Genomic DNA, 26,861 nt, shown 5'->3' on the forward strand with positions numbered 1-26,861 from the left:
CTAAGCTCGTCCGGTGGATTTCGAGTGGGCCGAACTGCGTGCGAGCTGCGTCATTGCCGAGGACGCCGCGGTGCTGGCATTGAACAAGCCCGCCGGGATTTCGGTGACCGGTGAGCGGCACGACAGCGATATCGTCGAGGCGGCGGCCGCGGCCGGGGAAACGCTGTATCCGGTGCACCGGATCGACAAGGTGACCTCTGGACTTGTGCTGCTGGCCAAGGAGCTGACCGCGCACGGGCAGCTGACCAGGCAGTTCAACAAGCAGACGGCCGAGAAGGCGTATCTGGCGATCGTCGAGTCGACCGGACTGCCCGATCGCGGCGTCATCGAACTGCCGCTCAGTGTCGGGCGCAAGAACCGGGTGCGCATCGCCGCGCCCCGCGAGCGCATTCGCGAGCAGGCGGGCCGCTGGTTCGTCGATGATGCCGACCTATTGGCCACCAAGAACTATCCATCGGTCACCCGGTTCGCGACGGTCCTGCGCACCGACGAACACACCCTGCTCGCGGTGCGCCCGATCACCGGCCGCCGCCACCAGATCCGGGTGCACCTGGCCTGGATCGGACATCCGATCCTCGGCGACCCACTGTTCGACAAGTCCGGGCAGTACGACCGGACCTACCTGCACTCCTGGCAGCTCGGCCTGGCCGCACCGTGGCGCACGCCCCCGGAACTCGCCGTGCGAGCGACGCCGAATCCCGACTTCTGGCAGCCGATCCAGCCCGCTCCTGATACCGAAGCGGTCCTCCAGCATGCCGACGACCTGCTGCACACCATCGAACACCCAAGCGAATAGCTCAGCGCTGCAAACCTTTTCGTGCGCCGCGCAAACGGACCACCGGGCAATCCCGTGCGCGGCAGGCTGATCGGCGCGGGCGGCCGCCGGATCCGGGGGCGCACAGCCCTATGCGGGCCAGTTCGGGGACCGGCCGAGGATGGCGACGATGTCGTCGAGGGTGGAGTCACCGGACCAGGCGATCACCGGGCCGAACGCGGCGCCGGGCGCCAGCCGAGCATTGCCGCCTGGGACGACCTCGGCCACCGGTAATGCGGCGGCGAGCAGGTCGTCATCGAAACTCACTGTCCGACCGAGGGCTCGGGCGACGTCCCAGGAGTGCACGACGTAGTCGATGAAGTGGAAGCTGACCGCTTCGGCTCCGGAGAATTCGAAGGCCCGGGTGAATTCCGGTAACGGGAAGGTCCGCTCGAGCACACCGTCCTCGGCGAAGGACGCCAGCACATGTTCGGCGGCGGCACGGTAGTCCGCGACCGGGTCCTCGGTCAGCGGACGCAGCCGCCACAGCGACAGGTCACCTTCGCCGCGTGAGGCGGCCGCGAAACCGTAGTGCTGGGTGATCATGTGCGCCAGCAACCCGTGCAGCGTCCAGCCCGCGCAGGGCGTCGGCTTGGCCAGATCGGCGGCCGTGACATGGGAAACAACATCGATGCTTGTGCGCACGGCCTGCGCATTGAGTGCGATGAGATCGACCCTCGCCCCCAGCTCATTGAGGGTGCGCAGTTCGGCGGCTACCGCACTGGTTTCGGAATCGGTGGTCATTTCAGTCCTCTCGATATGTCCAAATTAGTAAGCGCGAGCTTATCGTAAGCTCATGCTTATGACTTGCCAAGCAGTATTTTCTACTCATGCCGGAAGTGCAGCGCCCCGATCTCGCCGCGATGCTCGTGCCGCTCGGCCGTGCCCTCGCCGCCGCGGAGCTGCCGGTACTCGAGCGACACGGACTGACCATGTGGGGCTATGTTGTCCTGCTCGGCCTCGGCGACGAACCCGTCTACACCCAGGCCGCACTGGCCAAGAAGATCCGCGCGGATAAGACCCGCATCATCGGCGTGCTCGACGAACTCCAGCAGCGCGACCTCATCCGACGTGCTCCAGATCCGGCCGATCGGCGCGCGCGGCTGGTATCGCTCACCCCGACCGGGCGAACCACTCGCGATCGTGCGCAGCGCGATATCCAGGAGCAGGAGGACCGGCTGCTGGCTCCACTGCCCGCCGCCGAACGCAAGGCCTTCCTGCGGTCGATGCAAACGCTGTGGGCGTCGATCATCACGCAGCAGGGCTGACATCCGAAACCCACCGGTATCGCTGTGCGGGCCGCCACTACCGACCCTCCGGCTTTCTACCCGTGGTCAGCCTCATGGCGACGCGGAACCCGCAGGTCATCTAGCCTGATGGGGTGCCGCGTACGCGAGGTCGGCACACTCTGACGCAATGGAGCGATACCCCAGAGAAAGCGAACGCCGATGATCCTGGTGGCCCAGATCAGCGATACCCATTTCGATCTAGGTGCCCGCAACGCCGAACGCGCCGAGCGGGTGATGGCCTTTCTCGCCGATCTGCGCCGCAGGCCCGATGCCATCCTGGTGACCGGTGACATCACCGATTCCGGCAAATCCGACCAGTACGCCGAGGCCCGCATGGCGCTCGATGCCGATATCCCGGTCTACGCGCTGCCCGGCAATCACGACGACCGCGCCGCCTTCCGCGAGACGCTGCTCGGCGAACCCGCCTCGACGGCGCCGATCAACCACGCGCACCGGGTCGGCAATCTGACCGTGGCCCTGCTGGATTCGAGCATTCCCGGCGAACCCGGCGGCCGACTAACCGAGCAGACCTACGACTGGCTGCGCGGCGTACTGGCCGCGGCGCCCGCCGACGGGCCCATTCTGCTCGCACTGCACCATCCGCCCGCCCATCTGTTCAGCCCGGTGATCGATACGATCTCGCTGGCCGATCCGGAGAAATTCGCCGAGGTCGTCGCCGCCGACGAACGCATTGTCGGCGTGCTCACCGGACACGCGCATTCCGCGGCCGTCACCACCTTCGCGGGCCGCCCGCTGCTGGTCGCGCCGAGCACTGCATCGGTGCTGGGCGGCGAGTGGGAGCTCGAACTGCCCGACCGCGTCATGGACTACGCGCCGGATCCGGCCCTCGCCCTGCACGTGATCGACGAAAACCACCGCATGACAACACATTTCCGCAGCGTCGCAATGGGCGGCTGGATCAGCATCCCGCCGAACTAACGCCGCGTGACGCGCTCGCGCCGGTAGACGGCCGGTGTCGCGCCGGTCCAGCGTTTGAAGGCGTAGATGAAGGTGGAGGATTCGGCATAGCCGAGCCGGATGGCCACATCGCTCACCGAAAGCGGTGTGGCGGTGAGCATCTCCTCGGCGAGTGCCCGACGGACCTCATCCAGCAGCGCGCGATAGCTGGTGCCCGCCGCGTCGAGGTGGCGGCGCAGCGTGCGGGTGCTCATATTGAGATTCCGGGCGACGGCATCGATTCCGGGCGGTGCGGCGATTCCGTCGGCACCGCCGGGCACCAGCAGTTCGCGCACCTCGGCCGCGATGCCGGTACGGGCGCGGCGGCGGTCCACCAGATCCCGGCATTGGGCCAGGCACATGGCCCAGGTGTGCTCATTCGCCTGCGGCAGTGGCTGTTCCAGCACAGCAGGATCAATGGCGAACAGATTCTGTGGTCGCCCGAACCGCGGTTGCACCTGGGTGAACTCCATGATCCGATCGACGTAGGTCGGCTCGGGAAAGCGGAATTCGGCCCTGGTGAGCGGCAACTGTCTGCCGATCAGGTCGCTCATGACCTGATGCATGGCGGTGACATCACGTTCGACCAGGAACTGGCGCACATCGGCCGGAATGGATTCATCGTGCACCCAGGCGACGAATTCGCCATCGCCCCACTCCGCCACCGGCAGGCAGAAGGTGAAGCTCAGCTCCAGATAGCGCAGGGCGAACGAGATCGCCTCACCCAGCGTCGGGCTGCTGACACAGGCGAAGCCGAAGATGCCGAAGGTGGTGATCCGATAGCGGCGGCCGATTTCGACACCGAGTGCGGGCGTATCGGCGAGTTCGCGGACGAGATTGCGGATCACCGCCAGCTCGGTCCGCGCATCGATCTGCGCATCCGGATCGCGCAGCAGCGCCTCGGTCAGTCCGGTTCCGGCGAGCATGCGCGCGAGGGTCACGCCGCGCTCACCGGCGTAGCCGATCATCAGCGCCACGCTGGCAATGCCGCGCGGAAAGTTCCAGTCGCGGATGCCCGGATCCTGTACCCGCTCCACAGCCGACATTATGGCCGAAAATCTCGATCGGCTCCGTAGCGACTGCGTGCAGGTCGCTCGAAAGGGTCAGCCCCGATATGCCCGCCATGCTCGGTCGCGCGGTCCTAGAGTGGGATTCATACCGCATTGTGAGGAGTGTCACATGACAGCTGACGAGCGGCCGTCGGTCATTGTCATCGGTGCCGGTTTCGGCGGCATCGGAATGGCAATCGAGTTGCGGCGCAATGGTTTCGACAATATCGCCATTCTGGAGCGGAGCACCGATATCGGCGGGGTCTGGCGGGAGAACACCTATCCCGGCGCCGCCTGCGATGTGCCGTCGCCGCTGTACTCGTTCTCCTATGAGCCCAAGCCGGACTGGCCGCAGCGCTACTCGGGACAGGCCGCGATCCACGATTATCTGCGCAGTGTCGCGAAGCGCCACCGGCTGCTCGCGGACATTCATTTCGGTGCCGAGGTGACCGAGGCCGAATTCGACGACGCCGCCGGCCGCTGGACCGTGCGCACCCGGGACGGCGCCGCCCGCACCGCCGACGTGCTGATCTCCGCGGTCGGCCAGCTGTCCCGGCCCGCCATGCCCAACATTCCCGGCATCGATTCCTTCACCGGCCAGGCCTTCCACTCCGCCGAATGGGATCACGGCGTCGAACTGACCGGCAAACGCGTCGCCTGCATCGGGACCGGTGCCAGCGCCATTCAATACATCCCGGAGATCCAGCCGAAGGTCGAACACCTCACGCTTTTCCAGCGCACACCGGCCTGGGTGTTGCCCAAATTCGATACCGATTACACCCCGATCCAGCACAAACTCTTCGCGCGGCTGCCCGGCGCACTGCTCGCCGAACGCTTCGGCTGGTGGGCCATCACCGAATTCGTCGCGCTCGGCCTGGTCGAATACCCCTGGATCGCGCGGATGGTCGGCCGGGTCGCGACCAAACATCTGGAAGAGCAAGTGCCGGATCCGGGACTGCGCGCCAAACTCACCCCCGACTATCCGATCGGATGTAAGCGCGGCCTGTTCTCCAATGACTACTACCCCGCCCTGACCGAGCCGAATGTGCGGGTCGAGACCACCGCGATCACCGAGATCGTGCCCAACGGCGTGCGTACCGCCGACGGCACCGTGCACGAGGCGGATGTGATCATCTACGGCACCGGATTCAAGAGCACCGAATTTCTCTGGCCCATGCACATTTACGGCCGCGCGGGCCGCAAACTCGCCGATGCCTGGGCGGGCGGCGCGCACGCCTACTACGGCATCACCGTGCCCGACTTCCCGAATCTGTTCCTGGTCTACGGACCCAACACCAATCTCGGCGTCGGCTCGATCATCTACATGATCGAATCGCAGGCCCGCTATATCCGTCAGGCCGTACAACTGCTCGCCGCGCGCCCCGGCCATGTGCTCGAGGTGCGCCAGGAGGCGGAGGCGCAGTTCAATACCGCGGTTCAGCAGCGCCTCGCGCGTACGCCGTGGAACTTCTGCTCCAACTGGTATCGCACCAGCTCGGGCCGCATCACCAATAACTGGCCGGGGCGGCAACTGGCCTATCGTCGTCTCGTCCGCAAGCTCAGAGCCGACGATTACGAACTGACGCGGGTCGCGTGAGCGCAAGCACATAGTCTCCACAAAAAGACCACACGAACTCTGCACCGGAAGCTGGCAGACTTGTTTCGTGAGTGATCAGCCCGGCGCGAACCCCACCGAGCGAGCCATTGAGCGCGGACCGCTGCGCCCGATCGAGCTCGCCGCCGGTGCGGTGCTCGGTGGCGCCACCGTCGGACTGGTCACCGTCGGCGCGTTGATCCCGTTCGCCGCGGCCCTGCAGCTGGTCGCCGCGGTGCCACTGGCCATGATCGCGCACCGCTATCGGCTCCGTGCCCTGATCACCGCGACCGGTGCGGCCGCATTGGTCAGCTTTGTCGCGGCGGGCCTGGTACCCGCATTCGGCATCATCAGCTCCGCGACCATCGGGGGCATCATCGGCACGGTGAAACGGCGGCGCGGCGGATTGTCCGCGGTGGTCGGGTTGTCGGTGCTCGCCGGCCTCGGGTTCGCGGCCTTCGCCGTCGGAACCCTGCTGGTGCTGTCCAGGTCGCGGACGCTGTTGTTCAACACCATTCGCAGCACCGCCGACGGCCTGGAGCGGATCGCGGCACAGCAGGCACAGCTGGAGCCGCTCGGACGTGGCATCGCCGATGCCGCCGACGCCGCGATTCGCTGGTGGTGGGCCCTGGTCGGCGGCGGCGTGCTGATGGGCATCATCGTGACGGCGGTGTTCTCCTGGTTCGTCCTCGGCTCGGTACTGGACCGGTTGGCCTGGCTGCCCAGCCACGATCGGCTCGACGCACCACCCGACGACCGGCCCATCGCGCCGCTGCCGGTGCGGCTGCGCGATGCCGGATTCCGCTATCCGGGCATGTCGGTGGACGCGCTGTCCGGGATCGATCTCACGGTCGACGTGGGCGAGTTCGTCGCCGTTGTCGGCCACAACGGATCCGGGAAGTCGACGCTGACCCGGCTGCTCGCGGGCCGCCCGCCGACCACGGGCAGTGTGGACCGCCCCGGCGCCGCTGGCCTCGGCCACCTCGGCGGCACCGCGCTGGTGCTGCAGCGGCCGGAGAGTCAGACCCTCGGCGTACTGGTCGCCGACGATGTGGTCTGGGGTCTGTCCACCGAACTCGCCGGCGCGGTCGATATCGACGGTCTGTTGCGCGAGGTCGGCCTGGACGGCATGGGCGATCGGGAGACCGCGACCTTGTCCGGCGGCCAGCAGCAGCGACTCGCGGTGGCCGCGGCGCTGGCCCGCCGCCCCGTCCTGCTCATCGCCGATGAGGCCACCTCGATGATCGACCCGGACGGTCGCCGCGATCTGGTCGCACTGCTGGCCGAACTGCCGAAGCGCCACCGCATGGCGGTGGTGCTGGTAACCCATCACGAGGCCGATGCGGCCGCCGCCGATCGGGTGGTGCATCTGGCCGGTGGCCGGACCGTCGAACACCTGCCCGCCTGGCCGCAGCCGGTCTGCACGATCCGCCGCCGCCCGATGGGCGAGACCATTATGCGGCTGCGCGATGTCCGCCATACCTACAACCGCGGAACACCTTGGGCGGCACCGGCTTTGCACGGTGTCGACCTGACCGTGCGGCGCGGTGAGGCGCTGCTGGTGGTCGGCGGCAATGGATCCGGCAAGTCGACACTGGCCTGGATCATGGCCGGGTTGATCCAACCCAGTTCCGGCCGTTGCGAAGTCGATGGCAAGCCGATCGCCAGGCAGATCGGCCGGGTCGAATTGGCGTTCCAGCACTCCCGACTGCAGTTGCAGAAGCCGACCGTCGGCGCCGAGATCGCGGACTGGGGCGGGCGCGCCACCGGTTCCGGTGCGGTCGGACGCGCACTGGACGCGGTGGGTCTGGATCGCGCACTTGCCGCACGGTCCATCGAGGAACTCAGCGGCGGACAGGCCAAGCGGGTGGTGCTCGCGGCCATCGTGGCCAGTCACGCACCGGTCGTGGTGCTCGACGAGCCGCTGGCCGGATTGGACCCCGAGGGCCGGGCCGATGTCGTGGAACTGCTGGCCCACCTGCGTGATTCCGGCCTCACCCTGATCGTCATCTCGCATGACGTGCGCGATATGGCCGCGGTCTGCGACCGTACCGTCCATCTGGAAGCCGGGCGCATCCTGGAGACCGACCCGGTCGTCGATGCCGCCGCGGCCGCGAACATGCCTGCGCACCAGCTGGATTCCCACGTCGCGCTGCCCCGACCACGCCCGGGCGATCCGGCTTGGCGGCTCGGGAACGGAGGACACTGATGAGTACCGTCCTGTTCCGCGAGGTACCGGTTTCCAGTCCGGTGCACCGCCTGTGGGCCGGAACCAAAATGATCGGGGTGTTCCTGATCAGCCTGGTGCTGATGTTCCTGCCGTCCTGGTGGGTACTCGGCCTGATGGTGGTATTCCTGATCGCGATCGGCGCACTCGCCAAACTCCCGTTGAGCACGCTACCGCGGCTACCGTGGTGGTTCTGGGCGGCGATCGGCGTCGGCGCGCTGTTGAATGTGCCGATCGGGACCGAGGCCGTACTGCGCTACACCAATGTCCTGGTCTTCGGCCTGGTTCTGCTGGCCGCCTCGTTCCTGATCGCATGGACCACCCCCATGGGCGATATCGCCCCGGCACTGGCCGGACTCGGTGCTCCACTGCGCAGACTCCGGGTGCCCGTCGACGAATTCGCCGTGGTCATCGCGCTCACGCTGCGCGGACTGCCGCTGCTGATAGAGGAGATCCGGGTGCTGCGGGCGGCACGCCGGTTGCGCCCGCGCGACCGCGGGCTCTATCGCGCCGCCGATAATCCGCTCGTCGATATCCTCACCGCCGCCATGGCCGTATCCAGCCGCCGGGCAACCGAACTCGGCGAGGCCATTACCGCACGCGGCGGCACCGGACAGCTCACCGCCCGCCCCAACTCCCCCGGACGCAACGATGCGATAGCGCTGACCGTGGTCGTCGCGGTCTGCATCGGCGCGGTCCTACTCGATCTGCTCACCTGATCGGCGATACTGGCCCGGTGCCGGACCACAACGACAATGTGCCCGCGTGGCAGCGCAAGACGGACGGAGAGTCCCGGGTCGCGGTCACGCTGTCCGTGTTGGTGATCGTCGGGTTGCAGTTCGGGCCGCTGAAGAAGCTCTGGCCGCAGCCCATTTGGCTGCTGCTGCCCGCACTCGAAGCCCTGTTGCTCGGTGCACTGGTGGTGGTGAATCCGTTTCGGCTCAACCGGGAAGAGCGGTGGCTGCGCAATAGTGGCCTACTGCTGACCGGACTGCTGAGTCTGGCCACCGCGATCTCGGCCGCTCGTCTGGTGGCCGCACTGATCCGTTGGCCCCGGGGGTGGGCCTACGACCTCGAGAGCACCCTCAGCGATCCCGTGAACCTACTCGAGTTGGGCGGGGCGGTCTGGTTGACCAATGTGGTGGTATTCGGCCTCTGGTACTGGGAGTTCGATCGCGGCGGCCCCGCGGCCCGCGCCTATGCGCGAAAGCCGTTGCCGGACTTCCTGTTCGTCCAGATGCAGAACCCGGAGCTGACCGAAACCGAATGGGAGCCGGAGTTCTTCGACTATCTGTATCTGTCGTTCACCAATGCGACGGCGTTCAGCCCGACCGATGTGATGCCGATGTCGCGGTGGGCGAAGGCGATGATGATGGTGCAATCGGCGATTTCGCTGGTGCTGGTGATCTTGGTGATCGCCCGTGCCATCAACGTTCTGCAACCGCTCTGATGAGCGTATAGCCAAGAGCCATAGCAAGATTCGTCGCTACCGAGCAAAAATAAATGCCCCGAAAGGTATTCCTCGAAACCTTTCGTACACGGTACATTGTCATCGGAGCGCTGTTCTCTCGATCACATCGTGGCTCTGCCTAGCGCCGGGGGGAGGATTTTCCGCGTGCGGAGTGTTGCTACGGCTTGCAAGAACTGATGAAGATTGGACCACCGGAATGATTCTCCGCAAGATCACCGCGGCCGCCGTGCCGATCGTCGCCGCGGTCGCGGTCGGCGCGGGCACGGCCCATGCGCAGCCGAGTGCCGCGCCCCTGCCCGATATCGGTTACGAGGCAAAACTGGTGGGCGACAAGATCGTCACCACGCTGACCAACGGGTCGTTCCAGATGTCGGCGAACACAGTGGACATCAAGGACATCGCGGGCAATACGGTCGTCACACTGCCGCTGTCGTTCCGACAGGACGGCTACGAATTCGCGCTGCCGCATGAGGTCGAGGATGCGGGCCGGGTGCTGGAGTTGACCGCGGTCAAGGACTACACGCAGGCGCACCAGGTGGCGACGCCGATCGCGTCACCGCGGGAGAATATGCGTGCACAGGACAACTTCCTGACCCAGTTCGGCATTGCCACCGCGATCGGCGGTTTTCTCGGCACGGTGATCGGCGCCCTGGTCGGCCTCGCCGGCATCGTCGGCGGACCGACCGTGATCGCCAGCGTCATCGCCGGTGCCGGTATCGGCGGCGTCATCGGCACCATCGTGGTCGGCGGACCGGCACTGGTCATCGCGGGCATCGATCTGGTCAGCACCCTCGCCGCTGCGCCCGGCACCACCAAATGGCAGGACCCGCCGGTCAAATAGGGTCGCGAACAGGACTCCAGCCGCGGCGCGCGACGAATCCCCGTAGCGCGCCGCATCTTTCGTATTTATCGGTCGTGACAGCCGGGGGCCACCGGTATACCGGCGAAGCGATCGGCGAGGAAGCCCATCGCACCGGGCGCCTCACCGAGGGCGGTCGCATCGTGTCCCGGCAGTGCCGAGTACACCGAGCTGATATCGGCACCCTGCGCGCAATACCGGCCGAGCAGGTCGGTGAATCCCGCAACGGGGATCACATCATCAGTTGTGCTGTGGTACAGGTACATCGGCGCGACCGGCGCACTGCCACCCAACTCCTGTGAGTCGGTCGCCGCCCGGAAGTACGGGTGGAAGAACACATCCGGCACGGTGGCGAAATCATCGACGTGCGCGTTGACGTACTTGACAACGAAATCCGGACCGCAGGCCGCCGCATCCTCGACCACCGCCGCGCGACCGCGCTCGTTGAGCAGTTCGAACACACCGGAATCCGGCTCGTTCTTCATGATCGCACCCAGCACAAGCATGGCCAGCCCCGCCTGCGCGGTGCCGTCGACGCCACGGGCCATGGCCGGCCAATCTGCGGGCACCCCACCCGAGGTGATCCCCGCGAACTGGATATCGGGCGCGTATTCCGGTTGCAGCTGGGCCGCCCACAGGGTGGCGAAGGCACCGCCGGAGTAACCCCACGCGCCGATCGGACTCGCCGGTCCGACCCCGTCCGGCGCGAGCTCGCGAGCGGCACGGATCCCGTCGAGCACGGTGCGGCCGGAATCGACGCCGTCGAGGAATCGGGAGTCCGGGCCCTCGTGGTCGCTGGCCACCACCGCCCAACCGCGCCGCAATGCCTCGGCAATGAACAGCGTATCGATATAGGTATTCGCAGCACCGAGATCCCAGCCACCGCGCAGCGCATACGATGGCGCGCACCGGGCGCCGAGACTGTCCTCGGCGATCTGGTACGACAGCAGCGGCCGCTGGCCGGGACCGAACCAGGGCCAATTCGGGACCAGCACGGTGGCCATGCCCGGGATCGGCCAACCGTTCCCGTCATTGGTCCGGTACTGCACCTGCCAGGCCGAAACCGGAAGCGGCAGACCGTACAACGCGATCGAGCGGGCGCGCAACATGGCACCGGCGGGGTATTCGCCGACGTCGGCCGGGGCCGCATAGAACGGATCCTGGTCAGGGGTGGGCACCGCTCTAGCGACGGGTACGCAAGCGAACGCCACCATCGCGAGGATGATCGGTATCGCTGCGGGAGTTGATATCCGGTGACTTCCGACGAATGGTGCATGCAAGTTTTTCATCGGGGCCTCCAGTGTTCCGACGCGGCGCGACGCACAACACGCCGGGAACGCGTCTGCGCCGACTTCCGCCCGAGCTCGAGTGCCATAAACGGTACTGCCTGATCAGAGGCCCCGGCAACGGTCATTCGGGGGCATCGGCAACGCCGCGCATGTCCGATTTCCGACATGGTTACAGTTGGGACGAAGCGGGCTCCGGCACGCTTCGAAAGTGGCTATCGCGCAACCGAAGCACCGTCTGGCCGTACCCCGGCCGTGACCGGCATCGAATAGGAGTGAGCTGACCATGCGGCATGGCAACGGACTGGACATTCCCGAAGGACTCGCCGATGTGTGCGCGCCGCACCGCATGGCGGTGATCGTCTACGACATGCAGGTCGGCGTGCTCTCCCAATTGCCGGACGGCCCCGAGATCATCGAGCGGGTGGCGCGCATTGTCGAGGCGGCCCGGCGCGGCGGCTATCCGATCATCTTCCTGCGGCACTTCTTCCTGCCGCGCCGACTCAGCGGGACCTTCGCGCTGCGAATGGCAATGAGCTGGCAGCAGGTCGATTCCGTGGACGATGTGAAGTTCATCCTGCAGCGCGACACCCCGGCCTTCGAACTGGTCCCGGAGCTGCGGCCGACGGCGGACGAAGTAGTCTTCGACAAGACCTCGATGTCGGCATTCGAGGGCACCCCCTTGGCCGCGGTGCTGCGCGATCTCGGCATCGGCGCATACGCGATCACCGGCGTCGCACTGGAGATCGGCATCGCACCGACGGTCACCCATTCCACCGATCTCGGCTTTGTGCCGGTGATCATCAGCGATGCCGTCGGCGGCCGCGATAAGGAGGCGATGGCGCGGGCCTACGACGAATTCGAATTCCAGGGACACGCCATGGTCACCGACAGCGCGACCATCATTCCGCTGCTGGCCCGCGAACAGAGCTGACCGACCGCGTGCGGCTGGCGGATCGGCAGATCCGATCCGCCAGCGGCGAACTCAGCTGTCCTTGTGGATGGCCTTCTTCGCGGCGTCCTGCGCCGCGTCGACCTGGTTCGCGAACTTGCCGTCGGTCTGCTTGTCGACGAGATCGCCCACTTTATCGATGGCGGTATCCACCTTGTCCGCATGCTGCTGGGCCAGGTCCATGGCCTTATTCGCCAGATTCTTGAAATCCACCGCGCACTCCTCGTTTTCGAGCCGACACAACCGCGAACTCACGATACCCAGCGAATACCCGAATCAACCGGCAAACCATCAGCGACCACCGTCACACTCGGTTCGCCGACCGATCAGCCGACCCAGGCGGGATGCCAGAGGCGACCGGTCTCGGTCCAGTTCATGAAGCGCACGGTCCCACCGAGTTTCGGCGCCACCCACACCGCGTCCGCACGTTCCTCGGCGGTGAGGTCATTGTCGAACGGGGTGGTCTTGCGCCCCAACCTGCCGAGCCGCTCGGCCAGATCGCGCATGACCGGCTCGCTGAAACCGGTGCCGACCCGCCCCACGTAGTACAGCCTGCCGTCATGCGGTATGCCGACCAGCAGCGATTTGAAGTTGCGGGCGTCGCTGCGCCGCCAACCGCCGATCAGTACCTCCTGGGTGCGCCAGTTGCGCTGCTTCACCCACGAATGTCCGCGCTTGCCGGGCAGATACACCGAATCCCGGCGCTTGGCGACCACACCCTCCATCCGCTGCTCCTGACTCTGGCGCAGCGCATCGGCGCCGGAGCCGTCCAGTCGCGGCGGCACGATCAGCGAGGGCGCGTTCGCGGCGAGCGCCTCGAGCACCCGCCGACGGTCCGAATACCGTTTGCGGATCAGCGAGGTCCCGTCCAGATACAGCACATCGAAGGCGACGAACACGGCACGGGCCGCATCTGCCTGCAGCAGACCGAGATTGGCCACTCCGTGATCGTCGAACACCACGGCCTCGCCGTCGAGGACCACATCATGGTCGGCCAATTCGGTCGCGAGCACCGCAATCCCGGGATAGCGATCGGTCACCGTATTACCCCGTCGGCTGCGCAATGTCAGTGCGCCGGAGGAGATTTCGGCGATCAGCCGGAAGCCGTCCCATTTGGTTTCGAAGCACCACTCGGCATCGTCGAGCTCGCCGACCTCGCCCGCGGTCGCGAGCATCGGCGCGAGGCCACGTGGCAGCGGCACCGGCCCAGCGGGTTTCGGCACGGTGATCGCGGCGAGCGGTCCGACCGGACCGCTGGCGGGCCGCTGTGCACCATCGTCCGATCCGTCCTCCGGTGGCGACTGGTCGCGCATCAGATGCATCAGCCACTGGGTGCCATTGGTCCGGATCAGTGCGTAGCGACCCCGCAACCGCTCGCCGTGAAAGGTGACGATGACCTCGTCCGGGCGCCACTTCTCGGTCTCGTACGTGCCGGAATCCCAGATGGTCATCTCCCCCGCACCGTACTGTCCCTTGGGAATTGCACCGTGAAAGTCCAGGTACTCCAGCGGATGATCCTCGGTGTGCACGGCGAGCCGGTTCTGTTTCGGGGTGGTCGGCGGGCCCTTCGGAACCGCCCATGACACCAGCACACCATCACGTTCCAGCCGCACGTCCCAATGCAGCCGCCGCGCGTGGTGCTCCTGGACGACGAAGCGATTGTTCGCACCGGGCGTCGGCGCATCGGACGGCACCGGTTCCGGAGTCGCCGCCGCATCGCGCATCGACCGGTACTTCGTCAACGCGTCGGCCATCGGCGGATCCAGTTCGGCGAGCAGATCGCCGCCATCGCGCCAGCGGGCGAGCACCTCATCGAACCGCAAGTGCCGCAGCATCTTCCGGTTCTCGATCTCGGACCAGGCGCGCGGTGCGGCCGCATTCGGTTCGGCCCGGCCGCGCAGCGAATACGGTGCGATGGTGGTCTTGGACGGATTGTTCTGACTCCAGTCCAGGAAGACCTTCCCGCCGCGCGCCGATTTCGCCATCGTCGCGGTCACCAGATCCGGATGCAGCTTTTCCAGATTCGTCGCCACCTGCTTGGCCACGGTGGACGCGCCACCCGGACTCAACTCCCGGTCCAAGGGGACATAGATATGAATTCCCTTGCTACCACTGGTAACCGGGAACGCGTGCAGCCCGATGCCCTCGACCATATCGCGCACGGCCAGCGCGACCTGCGCGCATTCGGCAAGTCCGGCGCCGGGACCGGGATCGAGGTCGAAAACCAGCCGGGTGGCCGGGCCGACCCGGTCACCGTCGAAACGCCATTGCGGCACATGGACTTCCAGCGCCGCCTGCTGCCCGATCCAGGCCAGTCCGGCCTCGGAATCGATGACCGGATAGACGACTTTACGACCGGAATGCTCGATGCCGTGGCGCTCCAGCCACGACGGTGCGTGTTCGGCGAGATTCTTTTCGAAGAAGGGTGGTTCGTCGACCCCATTGGGCCAGCGCTTGCGGGTGACCGGCCGCCCCGCGATATGCGGCAGCATGGCGGGCGCGATGGCCGTGTAGTACGCGATGACCTCGCCCTTGGTGGTTCCGGTCGCCGGATACAGCACCTTGTCGAGGTTGCTCAATTCAACCTCTATGCCCGACCGGCCCGGGCCGCCACCGAATTCCCGGCGGGTCACCATAACTGAAGTTTAGGGGCGGGGACCGACAGAAACCGGTCCCCGCCACAGATCAGGCCGGTGGTTGTCCCGGTTCCTCGGGCGCGGCAGCGGGCGGCTCCGTCGGCTTGGCGACGGGCGGCTTCGCTGACTCGGCGGCAGGCGGCTCCTCCGACGCGGCGGCAGGCGATGCGGTTTGATCCGAGGGGACCGCCTTCTTGGCGGCCTCGGACACCTTGCCGATCTTGTCGGTGTATTTGTGGCCGGTCTTGTCGTCGATGAAGCTACCGGCTTTGTCGACCGCTTCGTTGATCTTGTCGGCGTTCTTGGCCGCCGCATCCTTACCCTTGCCGACCAGATCTTTCAGGGTGTCCACGAGACTCATGCCTGCATTCCTTCCTGTCGACGAACCGCAGAGATGTTCACCCCATATCCTCCCACCAGGAATCACCGGTGGGCAGGCCATTGGGATCGACGCGCTGTCCCGGCATGGGCACCGCGACCGCGGTACCGGCCGCCCTGGCCGCCTCGACCATCCGGCGTACCGGCTCCGACCACCCGTGGAAGGCCAGATTGAAGGTCGCCCAGTGGATGGGCACCAGTAGCCCGTGCCCGGGATCGCCGACACACAGATCGGCGTGCGCCCGAACCGCCTCCTCCGGGTTCATATGCACATCCGGCCATGCCTCGTCGTATGCCCCGATCGGCAAGAGCGTCAGATCGAATGGGCCGAGCGCGGCACCGGCCTCGGCGAAAGCCTTGGTATACCCGGTGTCACCGCCGAAGTACACCCGACGGGTCGGGCCGACAATGGACCAGGACGCCCACAGCGTGGTGTTGCGCACCAGTCCGCGACCGGAGAAGTGCCGCGCCTCGGTGCAGGTGAGCACCAGATCGGTGTCATCGCGCTCGCGCCCCAGCGATGCGAGGGAAATCGAACCGCCCCAATCCAATTCGACGATCCGATGCTCCGGCACACCCCAGTGCCGCAGATGCGCTCCGATGCCGATCGGCACCAGAAAGGGCGCCGCCTGGCCGAGTACCAGCTGGCGAATGGTGGCCTTGTCCAGATGGTCGTAGTGATCGTGCGAGATGAGCACCGCGTCCACCGGCGGCAGCTCCGCCAGCGGCGTCGGTACCGGGTGCAGCCGGGCCGGACCGACCAGCGCGGACGGCGAAACCCGTTCACTCCATACCGGATCGGCGAGGATCCGGTACCCGTCCACCTCGATCAGGGCCGACGCGTGCCCGTACCAGGTGACCGCGAGATCGGCGGCCTCGGTCGGCACCTCGGGGGTCGCCAGCGGGACCGCGCCGCGCGGACGACCGGCGTTGCGCCGGGTCAGCGCCGAAAACAGCAGAGACGGAGCCGCACCCGAGACGAACTGGGTGCTCGGCTCGGTGTTGTGGAACTGCCGATTGCGATAGCTCACCGCGCCGGCGGCATAGGGCTGGATGGCATTGATCGATGCGCCGATCGCGGAGGGGATATCCCAGACCGCGCGCACCACCCAGGTGATGCCGACCGCGCCCGCCGCCGCTGCGAGAAGTTTTCCCGGTTTCATTATCGCCCCACGAATTTCGCCGCACGCTTCTGTTGCCTGGCCAATCGTCCCTCCTGGGCGTCCTGACTGGTCCACGCCGCCTCCAGCGCCGCACGCTGCTGCGCATTGTCCGGGTCGCGGGTGCCGTCGTCGTTGAGTACCAGCTTCATATGACGTAGCGATAGCGGCGCCAGTTCGGCAATCGATTTGGCCCAGTCCTGCGCATCGGCCAGGGTGCCGAGCCGGTTGGCGAAGCCGAAGGTATAGGCGTCGGCCGCCGATACCGATTCCGCGCCGAGCAGTATGGTCCGGGCCGGACCGGCGCCGATCAGCGATACCAGCCGCCGCACGGTCCAGCGGTCGACGGTAATGCCCAGCTTGGCGGCCGGGATGGCGATATAGGCGTCGGGTTCGATGACCCGCAGATCCGAGGCCAGCGCGATCTGCAAGCCAGCGCCGATGGCGGCGCCATTGATCGCCGCAATCACCGGGACCGGTACCGATTCGATGGTGCGCAGCATGTCGAGCAGGACACCGAGGAAATCGTCCGAGTGGACGCCGGACAGGTCCGCGCCCGCACTGAAGACCGGTCCCTGGCCGGTGAGCACGATCACCCTGGCATCCTCGGCCGCGGTCGACACCGCATCTCGCAACCGCGAGACGAGTTCGATGTTGAGCGCATTACGCCGCGCCTCGCGCTGTAGTTCGATGGTGACAACACCATCGTCGCGGCTAACTCCGAGCATGCATACTCCCCAGCTGACCGGTTCTAGTGGTTACATCAACTCTGCCACAGGTGGCGGCACATACCGACCATGCCGATACGATCTCCGCTTGTGCCGACAGACTTCTCCATCCTGGTGATCGGTGCTGGTCAGGCCGGGCTGTCGACCGGTTACCACCTGCAGCGTCTCGGATTGCGCCCCGAACAGGACTTCCTCATCGTCGATCATGCGCCGGGACCCGGCGGCGCCTGGCAATTTCGCTGGCCATCGCTGACCCTGACCACCGTCAATCGGGTACACGACCTGCCGGGGATGTCGTTCGCCGAGACATTGCCGCCCGATTCCGATGCCGTACCCGCGGCGACCGCGGTGCCGCGCTATTACGAGCTCTACGAGAAGCGCTTCGATCTGCGGGTCCACCGCCCGGTTTCGGTGACCGTGGTCTGCGACCGCAATGCGGACGGAACCCCGTGCGCCGCAGGCACGGACCTGGCGGCCGGGCGCGGCACGACGCTGAATGTCGAGACCGATACCGCGGGCACCATCCGGGTGCGCGGCCTGATCAATGGCACCGGCACCTGGGAGCGTCCCTTCATCCCGCACTATCCGGGCGCGGAGACCTTCACCGGACGGCAGCTGCACACTCACGACTACCGCACCGCCGACGAATTCGCTGGTAAGCATGTCGTCGTGGTCGGCGGCGGAGTGTCGGCGGTCCAGCTGCTCGACGAGATCTCGCAGGTCACCACCACCACCTGGGTGACACGGCGGGAACCGGTATTCCGCGATGGGCCGTTCGCCGAGGCGGATGGCCGCGCCGCCGTCGCCATCGTGGAGGACCGGGTGCGGCGCGGGCTGCCGCCGGGTTCGGTGGTCTCGGTCACCGGACTGCGGCTCGACGATCGGGTGCGTGCCGCGCAGGCCCGTGGTGCGCTGACCCGGCGGCCGATGTTCGCGAGCATCGAACCGAATGGGGTGCGCTGGGCCGACGGCTCGTTCCAACCGGCCGATGTGATCCTGTGGGCGACCGGATTCCGCAGTTCACTGGACCATTTGGCGCCAATGCGCCTGCGTGGCCCCGGCGGCGGCATCACCATGACCGGCCGCCTCGCCACTCGGGTAGCGGTCGACCCGCGCATTCATCTGATCGGCTACGGCCCGTCGGCGAGCACCATCGGCGCCAACCGAGCCGGACGCGCAGCCGCCCAGGAACTCACCGAGTACCTGGGGTTGCGATAGCGCGAGGGGCTACATCCCGATCGTGAAAGTGGCCGGATCGGGACCGATCCGGGATCCGCTGTCCAGCGCGTTGATGGCGTCCATCTGTTCGCGGGTGAGTTCGAAGCCGAAGACATCGAAATTGGCGGCGATGCGCGACGGGGTGACCGACTTCGGGATGACGATGATGCCCAACTGCAGATGCCAGCGGATGATCACCTGGGCCGGAGTGCAGCCGACCTGACTGGCAATGGCGACGATGGTCGGATCATCGAGCAGCGTGCCCTGACCGAGCGGACTCCACGCCTCGGTGGCAATGGCGTTCGCATCGTGGAAGGCGCGCAGCTCGCGCTGGGCCAGCCGGGGATGCAGTTCGATCTGGTTGACCACCGGAATCTCACCGGTCTCGCCGATGAGTCGGTCGAGGTCGCCGACGGTGAAGTTCGAGACGCCGATCGAGCGGACCCGGCCGTGGGCCTTCAATGTCTGGAATGCCTTGAAGGTCTCTACATAGCGATCGGCCTGCGCCATCGGCCAGTGGATGAGGTAGAGATCGAGGTAGTCCAGACCGAGCCGGGCCATGCTGACGTCGAAGGCGCGCAGCGTGGAGTCGTAGCCCTGTTCGGAATTCCACAGTTTGGTGGTGACATAGATCTCATCGCGCGGCAGCCCGGATTCCCGGATGGCGCGACCGGTGCCCTCCTCATTGCCGTAGATCGCGGCGGTGTCGATGCTGCGATAGCCCGCCTCCAGTGCGGCGGTGACGACCGGGTAGACGTCATCGGGCGGAACTTGGAACACACCGAAGCCGAGCTGCGGGATCACGTTCCCGTCGTTCAGCACGATCGAAGGGATGGTGCAGGTCTCGCTTCTGAAGGTCACAGTCCGACCGTAGAAGTGCCGTGCCGAGTCGTCAACGAAAGCCCTCCGCGTGTTGGCCACCGGTTTGCCGGTTGCCACGCGATTTGCGCCGGTTGTCGGAGTCGCTCAGGATTCGGGCAGACCGAGGCGGCGGTAGCGGGTGTGCCGGGATGCGCGCAGGTCGTCCAGCGGTCGGGCGCGCAGACCGGTCAGCTCCTCGGCAATGGCGGCGACCATGCGGCGGGCGAAGTCGACCGGTTCGTCAGCGGCGTCGGGAAATTCGGGGACGATGCGATCGACCACACCGTCGGCGAGCAGATCGGCGGCCCGAATGCCCTGTGCCGCGGCCAACTCCGGGGCGTGGGCGGTGTCGCGGTAGACGATCGCGCTGGCGCCCTCCGGCGGCAGCGGCGCGAGCCAGCCGTGGGTGGCGGCCAGCACGCGGTCGGCCGGGAGCAGGGCCAGTGCACCGCCGCCGGTGCCCTGGCCGAGCAGGATCGAGATGGTCGGGGTGTCCAAGGTCACCAGATCCGCTATGCAGCGCGCGATTTCCGGTGCGAGTCCGCGTTCCTCGGCCTCCTTCGACAGCGCCGCGCCGACCGTATCGATCACCAGCACCAGCGGTAGCCGCAACTCCTCAGCAATCGCCATACTGCGGCGTGCCTCCCGCAGCGCGGCCGGTCCCATGGTGTGTTCGCCCTGCTGCCCGGAGCGGTCGTGGCCGAAGACCACGCACGGCTGGCCGCGGAAACGAGCCAGTGCGTGCACGATCGTGCGATCGGATTCGCCCTGGCCGGTGCCGCTGAGCGGCACCCGTTGCGTCACATGGCGCAAGAGGTCACGAATACCGGGCCTGCCGGGACGGCGCGAGATCCGCACCGAATCCCAGGCCGAGACAACGTCATTCGCCTCCGCACCGGTCGAGTCCACGCGATCCGGCGACGTACCGGAGCCGTGCACCGTTGCCGCCCAACCGGGTTCGGCCGCAACGGGATCCGGCACGCCGCTCAGAACGCTCAAGGCGCGGTGCGCGATCCGGCGGAATACCGGCACCGGCAGCACCCCATCGATCACACCGCTGTGGTACAGATTCTCCGCGACCTGCACGCCCTCCGGAAAATCCCGGCCGTACAACGCCTTATAGACGCGCGGGCCGAGAAACCCGATCAGCGCACCGGGTTCGGCGAAGGTGATATGCCCGAGCGAACCCCAGGACGCGAAGACGCCGCCCATGGTGGGATTGCGCAGATAGACCAGATACGGATATCCGGCCGCCTTGTGCGCCGCGACCGCACCCGCGATCTTCACCATCTGCACGAAAGCGACTGTGCCCTCCTGCATTCGGGTGCCACCGGAGGTCGGCGACGCGACCAGCGGCAAACCGAGTTCGGTCGCGCGCTCGACCGCCACGACGATCCGCTCCGCCGCGGCTACACCGATCGAACCCGCCAAAAAACCGAACTCGCAGGCGATTACGGCCACGCGACGGCCACGCAGCAGACCTTCACCGGTGAGTACAGACTCATCGGTCCCGGCCGTCAGCGCGGCCTTACGCAGATCCTCGCGGTACCGCGGGGACGCGGCCACCGTCACCGGTGGCCGGTCCCAGCTGATATACGAGCCCGAATCGAGCAGTTGCCCGAACAGCTCCCGCGCGGAAATCCTCACCGAGCGAGCTTAGCCACTCGCTCCGCAGGGGCTCAGTAGCCTTGCATGACCTTGCGTAGGGCGTATTCGGTGAGCGAAACCAGCGCCTGCTTGGCGGGCTCGCGACGGCGGGCGTCGATGGACAGGATCGGCACATCCGCAGGCACCGCGAGGGCCTGACGGATGTCCTCGATCGGATACCGCGGTGCGTCGTCGAATTCGTTGAGCGCAACCAGGAACGGCAGGTTGCGCGCCTCGAAGTAGTCGACTGCGGCGAAGCTGTCCTCGAGTCTGCGGGTGTCGACCAGCACCACCGCGCCGATGGCGCCGCGGATCAGGTCGTCCCACATGAACCAGAATCGGTACTGGCCCGGCGTACCGAACAGGTACAACACCAGATCGTCGGCGAGGCTGATCCGGCCGAAGTCCATCGCCACCGTGGTGGTCGACTTCATCGGAATGCCGGTCAGATTGTCGATTCCGGTGCTGGCATTGGTGACCAAAGCCTCGGTGCGCAGCGGAACGATCTCCGAAACTGCACCAACCAACGTGGTCTTGCCAACACCGAAGCCGCCTGCGACGACAATCTTCGCCGAAGTCGGCTTACTGGTACGGGTATCGACCTGCGCCGTCGAATCAAATACGCCGGAGTCCACTGAGAACCCTTTCGATCAGCTCGCGACGCTCATCGTCGCTGGAATCGTCTTTCAAAGTCGCCGACACTCGCACATGCCCGGCCTCGATGAGGTCGGCCACCAGCACGCGGGCCACCCCAATGGGGATACCCAAACGCGCTGCCACTTCGGCAACGGACGGCGATTCTCTGCACAACTCCACGATGGACGTCTCGATGTTGGTCAGTTCGAACTGCCGCTCCAAGGCGACCGGATGCGATGCGACGAGTGCCTCCAACGCCAACTCGACCGCGGGCCGGGTGCGACCCGCAGTCAAGGAGTACGGGCGAACGAGGCTGGGCTCGGCGCTCCCCATGCGGTGATCGTCTATGTCCATCCCACCATCAGGAACCCATCGTGACGCGTGGCGTGGCCTGCACCGTCTGACCCACACGTTCGACCAACAGGGCCATTTCGTAACCGACCTGGCCGATATCGCATGACGTATTTGTCAGCACCGCGAGATAGGAGCCGTCGCCGACTGCCATGAGTAGCAGATAACCGTGCTCCATCTCGACCACCGACTGCAGCACGGTGCCGCCTTCGAATAGGTTCGAGACGCCCACCGAGAGGCTGGCAAGTCCGGCGGTGACAGCCGAGAGCTGTTCGGCGCGGTCCACCGGCAGCTGCGCGCTCGCCGCCATGAGTAGGCCGTCAGCCGAGACCAGGACGGCATGAGCTACGCCAGGAACCTCGTTGGCGAAGTTCGAAACCAGCCAATCCAGCTGACGATTCGTACCACCTAGATCGGGGTTCATCGGTCTCCTTTATCTCCGGTTAGGTTCATTGCCTTCATTGCGCGGCCATCCCGGACGCCCTGCTGGTGACGACTCAAGCTGGACCTGATCGTTTCTGGATCGCGACGCGTCGCGCGATCGGCGTTGCCGTTGACACCACCGGGGACCAGCCTCCCGCCCGGATTGCGTTGCGGCAACCCGGCAGCCGTCTTTGTTTCGTTCTGGGCCTCACTCGCGCGGCGAGCGGCCTGCCATCCTTCGTCACCCGGCGATTCGAAGGATGCCGCCACCTGAGACCGGTCCGCATTCGGATCCGAGAGCCACGCCGACATCATCTCGGCGAAGATCGGGGTGCCGCCCATTACCGAATCAGAATCGACCGCCGGCTGCAACCTGGTCTGGAAGAAAGACGCCGCCTTCTCCGGATCAGGCTTGAAGCTGTGCCGCCCTGGATCGCGTGGTGCGGTTGAGGTTCCGCTCTCGGAGACCGCGGGCACCTCACCGCTCGCCGCGGGCTGGGTCAGACCGCGATCGCGCCGCGGCAGTGCGACACCCGGCGGGACTTCCTGACGCGGCAGTGCGGTCGCACCCGGCTCCCGCTGGGGCAGACCGGGGATACCCGGCTCCCGCTGCGGGAGAGCATCGCGAGACGGCAAGCCATCGCGAGACGGCAAGCCATCGCGAGACGGCAAGCCATCGCGAGACGGCAAGCCATCGCGAGACGGCAGGCTATCGCGAGACGGCAGGCCATCACGCTGGTGCAGACCGTTCGACGGCCGTTGCGGCAAGCCGTTCGGCGTCTCGCGCTGCGGCAGATTCGCCGCGGGCGACTGCCGCTGCGGCAGACCGCCCGACGCCGACTCACGCTGCGGCAGACCACCGGACGCCGACTCACGCTGCGGCAGACCGGTCGAACCCGCATCACGCTGCGGCAGACCACCACCCAAAGCCGACTCACGCAACGGCAGACCACCGGAAGCGGGATCGCGCTGCGGCAGACCCGAGCCGGTATCCCGCTGCGGCAGACCGCTCAGACCCGAATCCCGCTGCGGCAGACCGCCCGACGCCGACTCACGCTGCGGCAGACCGGTCGAACCCGCATCACGCTGCGGCAGACCACCACCCAAAGCCGACTCACGCAACGGCAGACCACCGGAAGCGGGATCGCGCTGCGGCAGACCCGAGCCGGTATCCCGCTGCGGCAGACCGCTCAGACCCGAATCCCGCTGCGGCAGACCATTCGCCCCGGCATCCCGCTGCGGCAGACCGCTGGCCCCGGCTTCACGCTGCGGCAAGCCGTTCGGCGTCTCGCGCTGCGGCAGATTCGCCGCGGGCGACTGCCGCTGCGGCAGACCGGTCGCACCCGGCTCACGCTGGGGCAGACCACCCGAAGCCGACTCACGCTGTGGCAGACCTGAACCGGCATCCCGCTGTGGCAGACCTGAACCGGCATCCCGCTCTGGCAGACCCGAACCGGCATCCCGCTGTGGCAGACCCGAGCCCGTGTCGCGGGCCGGCAGACCGGTCGCACCGGGCTCACGCTGCGGCAGACCGTTCGAACCCGACGAACGCTGTGGCAGACCACCAGCACCCTCGCGCGGCGGCACACCATTGGTACCCGGCTGACGCTGCGGCAGACCACCACCGACCGGACCACCCTCGGGCTGCGGCACCCCACTCGTGCCGGGCTGACGCTGTGGCAGACCACCACTACGTCCACCCGTCTCCCGACCGCCACCACCCAACGAATCGCTGCGCGATGCTGTATCCAGATTCCGCGGCGGCAGGCCGCCACCGGAGATGGTCGGCTCGGCGCCGGGCCGGTTCGGCGGCGGACCGCCGGGAGTGACATTGCGCTTGGGCAGGCTGGCCGCGGCTAGCTTGCCGCGCTGCGGACCGCTCGGCGCCGGTCCCGACGCGGGGCGCAGCGACGCACCCGACTGTGCCGAATCCTGGCGCAGTCCGGAAGATCCCGAGGCCATGGTCGAGCCGGGCGAACGCTGCGGCAGACCACCTGCGGCCGGAATCGGCCCACTCGTCGCGGACGGCGCCGGGCTGCTGACCGGAATCGGGCCGCTCACACCGGGATCGACGGTAACCATGACATTGCCGCCCGGCGTCCTGGTGATCGCACGCGTCTGCATCGCCGCCGGAGTCGACGGCCGCTGCGGACCACCGGCGGCAACCTGCGGCGCCGCCGCCTGCGGCATCGCGGTGGTCTGTCCCTGCCCGAGCACAATGAGCTTCATCGGAACATGCACGGTAACCGTGACACCGGGATCCCGCGCAGTATCGAAGGTCGGACGCAGCCGCACGGTGAGTCCATGCCGCTCGGCCAGTCGGCCGACCACGAAAAGACCCATGTGCCGGGCGGTATCCGGACCGGGTTCGGCGGTCTGCTCGAGCCGTCGGTTGATATCGGCCATCTCGGCAGGCGGCATACCGATGCCGCGGTCCGCGACCTCGATGAGCATGCCCTGATCGTGTCCCTGCGCGAAGGTGAACTTCACGTCGGTCTCCGGCGGCGAGGCGCGCAACGCGTTGTCCAGGAGTTCGGCGAACAGGTGCGCCATATCCGAGGCGGCGGGCTCGACCAGCGAACCACGCGGCGTGGCACCGAGCTTCACCCGTTCGTAGTCCTCGACCTCGGAGATCGCCGCACGCAGCACGTCCGCGATCTCGACCGGCGCGGACTTGCTGCGCCGTTGCCTGGTACCCGCGAGAATCAGCAGGTTATCGCCGTTCCGGCGCATACGAGCCGCGAGATGGTCCAGCCGGAACAGGTTTTCCAGCAGGCGGGGGTCCTTCTCGTCGTACTCCATCGCCTCGATCAAGCTGAGCTGATGGTCGACGAGCGACTTGGAACGCCGGGCCAGGGTTTCGAACATGTCATTGACCTGGGCACGCATCTGGGCCTGGTCACTGGCCAAACGCAGGGCCTGGCCGTGGATGTCGTCGACGGCCCTGGCCAGCTGACCGATCTCCTCGGCACTGCGGATCGGCATCGGTTCCAGCGGCACGTCCTCCGGGGACGCGCCGTTGCGCAGCTGGGCGACCTCATGCGGCAGATCGCTCTCGGCGACGCGCAGCGCCGCGAGGCGCAGCCGGTGTAGTGGCACGATCATCGAGCGCGCGACGAAGACCGCCAGCAACAGCGCGGCGAGAATGGTCGCGATGACGACCGCGGTGTAGGTCCACGCATCGGTATTGGCCGTGGACACCAGCGCACTCATCGCCGTGTCGATGTCCTTGGTCGACTTGTTGACCACGCGCTCGTAGACATCGAGGCTGCCGGTCAGCGAGTTCTTCAGATCACCGACCGGGATCTTGCCGGACTGTGCCTCCGGGCTGGTCAGCAGCGAGATCCGGTTATCGATACCGGCGCGCAGGTCGGCGATCGAGGAGTCGGCATCCGGGAAGCGGTGGGCGAGCACGTTGAGCATGGCCCGCTCGGTATTGGCCGCGGTGACCGCGCCCTGCACGCCCGCCGCCGAACCGCGCAGCACCTCGGGGAATGCGGCGACCTCACCGACCAGCGCGGCGCGGGTGTTCAGCGAGTCGACCAGCCGCAGCTTCGCCTGTTCGATGGCCTGGTCGCTGACCTGGCCGACCGTCGACTCGACGATGCGCACACTGTCGTTGCGGACCTTGTCGATCATGGCGATGATTTCGGCCGGTGTCTGCGTCGTAACGTTCTTGCCCTGCGCGCGCACGGCCTTGGCCTGGGTGATCATGCTGTCCAGCGACGCGCGAGCACCCGCGACACCGTCGACTTTGCCGACCGACTGCTCGGCATCGGCGATGGTCTTGTCGAGGTCCGCGAGGTTCTTATCGGACACGATCGACACGTTCGGCATGATCGAAATCATCTGCGAACCCGCCGTGGTCGCCGTCTGCGCACTCAGCGCGGTGACGGCCGGAATCGCCTCGATGTTCCCAGCGGCGGCGTCCAGTCGGTTCGCGTCGGCGAACTCGGTGGTAATCCTGGACACGCCGAGCCCAACTGCGACTGCCAGCGGAACGGCCAAGACCGCCGTAACCTTCCAGCGCAGGTCCCAGTTGCCGAGCGCCCAGCGTTTGCTGCCGGACCTTGCGGCGTCACGCATCTCCCACTCACTTTCCAAACTGGCCCCAACCACGTGCCATCAGCGAACCTAGACAATCGCATGCTGGCTCGACAGGCAGAGCTGGCCGAGGAACTGCGGCTGGCCGAGAAATTGCGTCTACGACGGCCCAAATAAGTGACATCAGATTCTAACGGATCAATAACAGCTTGGGTGACGTTGAGTATGGTTACGGGCCTTGACCTGCCGATAATTGGCAAAACCAAAGGTCGCGGCACCCA

Annotated in this window: 24 protein-coding genes; 10 read left to right on the plus strand and 14 right to left on the minus strand. The window is 66.8% G+C overall.

Going from position 1 to position 26,861, the window contains the following annotated elements:
* Window positions 1–13: 13 nt before the first annotated feature.
* Entirely contained in the window at window positions 14–796 is a 783-nt protein-coding gene (locus ABZ293_RS12375) for an RNA pseudouridine synthase (protein ID WP_355179901.1), read from the plus strand.
* 108 nt (window positions 797–904) lie between these two features.
* Here ABZ293_RS12375 and ABZ293_RS12380 read toward each other — a convergent pair whose 3' ends face one another.
* The gene (locus ABZ293_RS12380; RefSeq protein ID WP_355179903.1) at window positions 905–1,558 is read right to left on the minus strand and encodes a TIGR03086 family metal-binding protein; all 654 of its coding nucleotides are present in this window, start codon (window positions 1,556–1,558) and stop codon (window positions 905–907) included.
* An 86-nt stretch (window positions 1,559–1,644) separates the two neighbouring features.
* On the opposite strand from ABZ293_RS12380, the gene ABZ293_RS12385 reads away from it, so the two are divergent.
* Both ABZ293_RS12385 and ABZ293_RS12390 read left to right on the plus strand, forming a co-directional pair.
* Window positions 1,645–2,082, plus strand: coding sequence for a MarR family transcriptional regulator (locus tag ABZ293_RS12385; protein ID WP_355179905.1), 438 nt, complete (start codon window positions 1,645–1,647; stop codon window positions 2,080–2,082).
* Window positions 2,083–2,262: 180 nt separating this feature from the next.
* A complete protein-coding gene (locus tag ABZ293_RS12390; protein ID WP_355179907.1) occupies window positions 2,263–3,042 on the plus strand; it encodes a metallophosphoesterase in 780 nt (259 codons plus the stop codon).
* Here the strand turns inward: ABZ293_RS12390 and ABZ293_RS12395 are convergent.
* Window positions 3,039–4,097, minus strand: coding sequence for an AraC family transcriptional regulator (locus ABZ293_RS12395; protein WP_355179909.1), 1,059 nt, complete (start codon window positions 4,095–4,097; stop codon window positions 3,039–3,041). The genes ABZ293_RS12390 and ABZ293_RS12395 overlap by 4 nt on opposite strands.
* 142 nt (window positions 4,098–4,239) lie before the next feature.
* Here ABZ293_RS12395 and ABZ293_RS12400 point away from each other — a divergent pair, with 142 nt between their 5' ends.
* From ABZ293_RS12400 to ABZ293_RS12420, 5 genes are all read left to right on the plus strand, one after another.
* Window positions 4,240–5,706, plus strand: a complete 1,467-nt coding sequence (locus ABZ293_RS12400) for an NAD(P)/FAD-dependent oxidoreductase (RefSeq protein WP_355179911.1) — start codon at window positions 4,240–4,242, stop codon at window positions 5,704–5,706.
* A gap of 67 nt (window positions 5,707–5,773) precedes the next feature.
* Window positions 5,774–7,912, plus strand: coding sequence for an ATP-binding cassette domain-containing protein (locus tag ABZ293_RS12405; RefSeq protein WP_355179913.1), 2,139 nt, complete (start codon window positions 5,774–5,776; stop codon window positions 7,910–7,912).
* The gene (locus ABZ293_RS12410; RefSeq protein ID WP_355179915.1) at window positions 7,912–8,649 is read left to right on the plus strand and encodes an energy-coupling factor transporter transmembrane protein EcfT; all 738 of its coding nucleotides are present in this window, start codon (window positions 7,912–7,914) and stop codon (window positions 8,647–8,649) included. The genes ABZ293_RS12405 and ABZ293_RS12410 overlap by 1 nt, the downstream gene beginning before the upstream one ends.
* 17 nt (window positions 8,650–8,666) lie before the next feature.
* Window positions 8,667–9,380: a hypothetical protein gene (locus tag ABZ293_RS12415; protein WP_355179917.1), complete on the plus strand. Its 714-nt coding sequence runs from the start codon at window positions 8,667–8,669 to the stop codon at window positions 9,378–9,380.
* Between the two features lie 217 nt (window positions 9,381–9,597).
* Window positions 9,598–10,242, plus strand: coding sequence for an ammonium transporter (locus ABZ293_RS12420; protein WP_355179919.1), 645 nt, complete (start codon window positions 9,598–9,600; stop codon window positions 10,240–10,242).
* 65 nt (window positions 10,243–10,307) lie between these two features.
* On the opposite strand, the gene ABZ293_RS12425 is transcribed toward ABZ293_RS12420, so the two are convergent.
* Entirely contained in the window at window positions 10,308–11,438 is a 1,131-nt protein-coding gene (locus ABZ293_RS12425; protein ID WP_355179921.1) for a lipase family protein, read from the minus strand.
* 394 nt (window positions 11,439–11,832) lie between these two features.
* Here ABZ293_RS12425 and ABZ293_RS12430 point away from each other — a divergent pair, with 394 nt between their 5' ends.
* A complete protein-coding gene (locus tag ABZ293_RS12430; RefSeq protein ID WP_355179923.1) occupies window positions 11,833–12,480 on the plus strand; it encodes an isochorismatase family cysteine hydrolase in 648 nt (215 codons plus the stop codon).
* 51 nt (window positions 12,481–12,531) lie between these two features.
* Here the strand turns inward: ABZ293_RS12430 and ABZ293_RS12435 are convergent, their stop codons facing one another.
* The 5 genes from ABZ293_RS12435 to ABZ293_RS12455 form a co-directional block, all read right to left on the minus strand.
* Complete coding sequence (locus ABZ293_RS12435) at window positions 12,532–12,711, minus strand: antitoxin (RefSeq protein WP_354959176.1); 180 nt, start codon at window positions 12,709–12,711, stop codon at window positions 12,532–12,534.
* Between the two features lie 113 nt (window positions 12,712–12,824).
* Window positions 12,825–15,134, minus strand: coding sequence for an ATP-dependent DNA ligase (locus tag ABZ293_RS12440; protein ID WP_355179925.1), 2,310 nt, complete (start codon window positions 15,132–15,134; stop codon window positions 12,825–12,827).
* Window positions 15,135–15,183: 49 nt separating this feature from the next.
* Complete coding sequence (locus ABZ293_RS12445) at window positions 15,184–15,495, minus strand: antitoxin (protein WP_355179927.1); 312 nt, start codon at window positions 15,493–15,495, stop codon at window positions 15,184–15,186.
* 37 nt (window positions 15,496–15,532) lie between these two features.
* Window positions 15,533–16,675: an MBL fold metallo-hydrolase gene (locus tag ABZ293_RS12450; protein ID WP_355179929.1), complete on the minus strand. Its 1,143-nt coding sequence runs from the start codon at window positions 16,673–16,675 to the stop codon at window positions 15,533–15,535.
* Window positions 16,675–17,400, minus strand: coding sequence for an enoyl-CoA hydratase (locus ABZ293_RS12455; RefSeq protein ID WP_355179931.1), 726 nt, complete (start codon window positions 17,398–17,400; stop codon window positions 16,675–16,677). Before ABZ293_RS12455 ends, ABZ293_RS12450 begins: the two co-directional genes overlap by 1 nt.
* Window positions 17,401–17,490: 90 nt before the next feature.
* Here ABZ293_RS12455 and ABZ293_RS12460 point away from each other — a divergent pair, with 90 nt between their 5' ends.
* The gene (locus ABZ293_RS12460; RefSeq protein WP_355179933.1) at window positions 17,491–18,618 is read left to right on the plus strand and encodes an NAD(P)-binding domain-containing protein; all 1,128 of its coding nucleotides are present in this window, start codon (window positions 17,491–17,493) and stop codon (window positions 18,616–18,618) included.
* Window positions 18,619–18,627: 9 nt separating this feature from the next.
* Here the strand turns inward: ABZ293_RS12460 and ABZ293_RS12465 are convergent, their stop codons facing one another.
* The 6 genes from ABZ293_RS12465 to ABZ293_RS12490 form a co-directional block, all read right to left on the minus strand.
* Window positions 18,628–19,479, minus strand: a complete 852-nt coding sequence (locus ABZ293_RS12465; protein WP_355179935.1) for an aldo/keto reductase — start codon at window positions 19,477–19,479, stop codon at window positions 18,628–18,630.
* Between the two features lie 105 nt (window positions 19,480–19,584).
* The gene (locus ABZ293_RS12470; RefSeq protein WP_355179937.1) at window positions 19,585–21,126 is read right to left on the minus strand and encodes a carboxyl transferase domain-containing protein; all 1,542 of its coding nucleotides are present in this window, start codon (window positions 21,124–21,126) and stop codon (window positions 19,585–19,587) included.
* A 32-nt stretch (window positions 21,127–21,158) separates the two neighbouring features.
* Complete coding sequence (locus ABZ293_RS12475) at window positions 21,159–21,761, minus strand: ATP/GTP-binding protein (protein WP_174414979.1); 603 nt, start codon at window positions 21,759–21,761, stop codon at window positions 21,159–21,161.
* A complete protein-coding gene (locus ABZ293_RS12480; protein WP_040686485.1) occupies window positions 21,742–22,116 on the minus strand; it encodes a DUF742 domain-containing protein in 375 nt (124 codons plus the stop codon). Before ABZ293_RS12480 ends, ABZ293_RS12475 begins: the two co-directional genes overlap by 20 nt.
* A gap of 7 nt (window positions 22,117–22,123) precedes the next feature.
* The gene (locus ABZ293_RS12485; RefSeq protein WP_011207200.1) at window positions 22,124–22,537 is read right to left on the minus strand and encodes a roadblock/LC7 domain-containing protein; all 414 of its coding nucleotides are present in this window, start codon (window positions 22,535–22,537) and stop codon (window positions 22,124–22,126) included.
* Window positions 22,534–26,622, minus strand: coding sequence for an ATP-binding protein (locus ABZ293_RS12490; RefSeq protein ID WP_355179939.1), 4,089 nt, complete (start codon window positions 26,620–26,622; stop codon window positions 22,534–22,536). Before ABZ293_RS12490 ends, ABZ293_RS12485 begins: the two co-directional genes overlap by 4 nt.
* Window positions 26,623–26,861: the final 239 nt, after the last annotated feature.

Source organism: Nocardia sp. NPDC005998 (assembly GCF_040614395.1).
Lineage (GTDB): Bacteria > Actinomycetota > Actinomycetes > Mycobacteriales > Mycobacteriaceae > Nocardia.

Excerpts from the sequence above, each read along its gene's own strand:
- ABZ293_RS12440 (WP_355179925.1), bottom strand. The coding sequence starts at position 15,134 with ATGGTGACCCGCCGGGAATTCGGTGGCGGCCCGGGCCGGTCGGGCATA.
- ABZ293_RS12430 (WP_355179923.1), top strand. The coding sequence starts at position 11,833 with ATGCGGCATGGCAACGGACTGGACATTCCCGAAGGACTCGCCGATGTG.
- ABZ293_RS12455 (WP_355179931.1), bottom strand. The coding sequence starts at position 17,400 with ATGCTCGGAGTTAGCCGCGACGATGGTGTTGTCACCATCGAACTACAG.
- ABZ293_RS12410 (WP_355179915.1), top strand. The coding sequence starts at position 7,912 with ATGAGTACCGTCCTGTTCCGCGAGGTACCGGTTTCCAGTCCGGTGCAC.
- ABZ293_RS12490 (WP_355179939.1), bottom strand. The coding sequence starts at position 26,622 with ATGCGTGACGCCGCAAGGTCCGGCAGCAAACGCTGGGCGCTCGGCAAC.
- ABZ293_RS12480 (WP_040686485.1), bottom strand. The coding sequence starts at position 22,116 with ATGGACATAGACGATCACCGCATGGGGAGCGCCGAGCCCAGCCTCGTT.
- ABZ293_RS12420 (WP_355179919.1), top strand. The coding sequence starts at position 9,598 with ATGATTCTCCGCAAGATCACCGCGGCCGCCGTGCCGATCGTCGCCGCG.
- ABZ293_RS12445 (WP_355179927.1), bottom strand. The coding sequence starts at position 15,495 with ATGAGTCTCGTGGACACCCTGAAAGATCTGGTCGGCAAGGGTAAGGAT.
- ABZ293_RS12390 (WP_355179907.1), top strand. The coding sequence starts at position 2,263 with ATGATCCTGGTGGCCCAGATCAGCGATACCCATTTCGATCTAGGTGCC.
- ABZ293_RS12485 (WP_011207200.1), bottom strand. The coding sequence starts at position 22,537 with ATGAACCCCGATCTAGGTGGTACGAATCGTCAGCTGGATTGGCTGGTT.
- ABZ293_RS12400 (WP_355179911.1), top strand. The coding sequence starts at position 4,240 with ATGACAGCTGACGAGCGGCCGTCGGTCATTGTCATCGGTGCCGGTTTC.
- ABZ293_RS12450 (WP_355179929.1), bottom strand. The coding sequence starts at position 16,675 with ATGAAACCGGGAAAACTTCTCGCAGCGGCGGCGGGCGCGGTCGGCATC.
- ABZ293_RS12380 (WP_355179903.1), bottom strand. The coding sequence starts at position 1,558 with ATGACCACCGATTCCGAAACCAGTGCGGTAGCCGCCGAACTGCGCACC.
- ABZ293_RS12385 (WP_355179905.1), top strand. The coding sequence starts at position 1,645 with ATGCCGGAAGTGCAGCGCCCCGATCTCGCCGCGATGCTCGTGCCGCTC.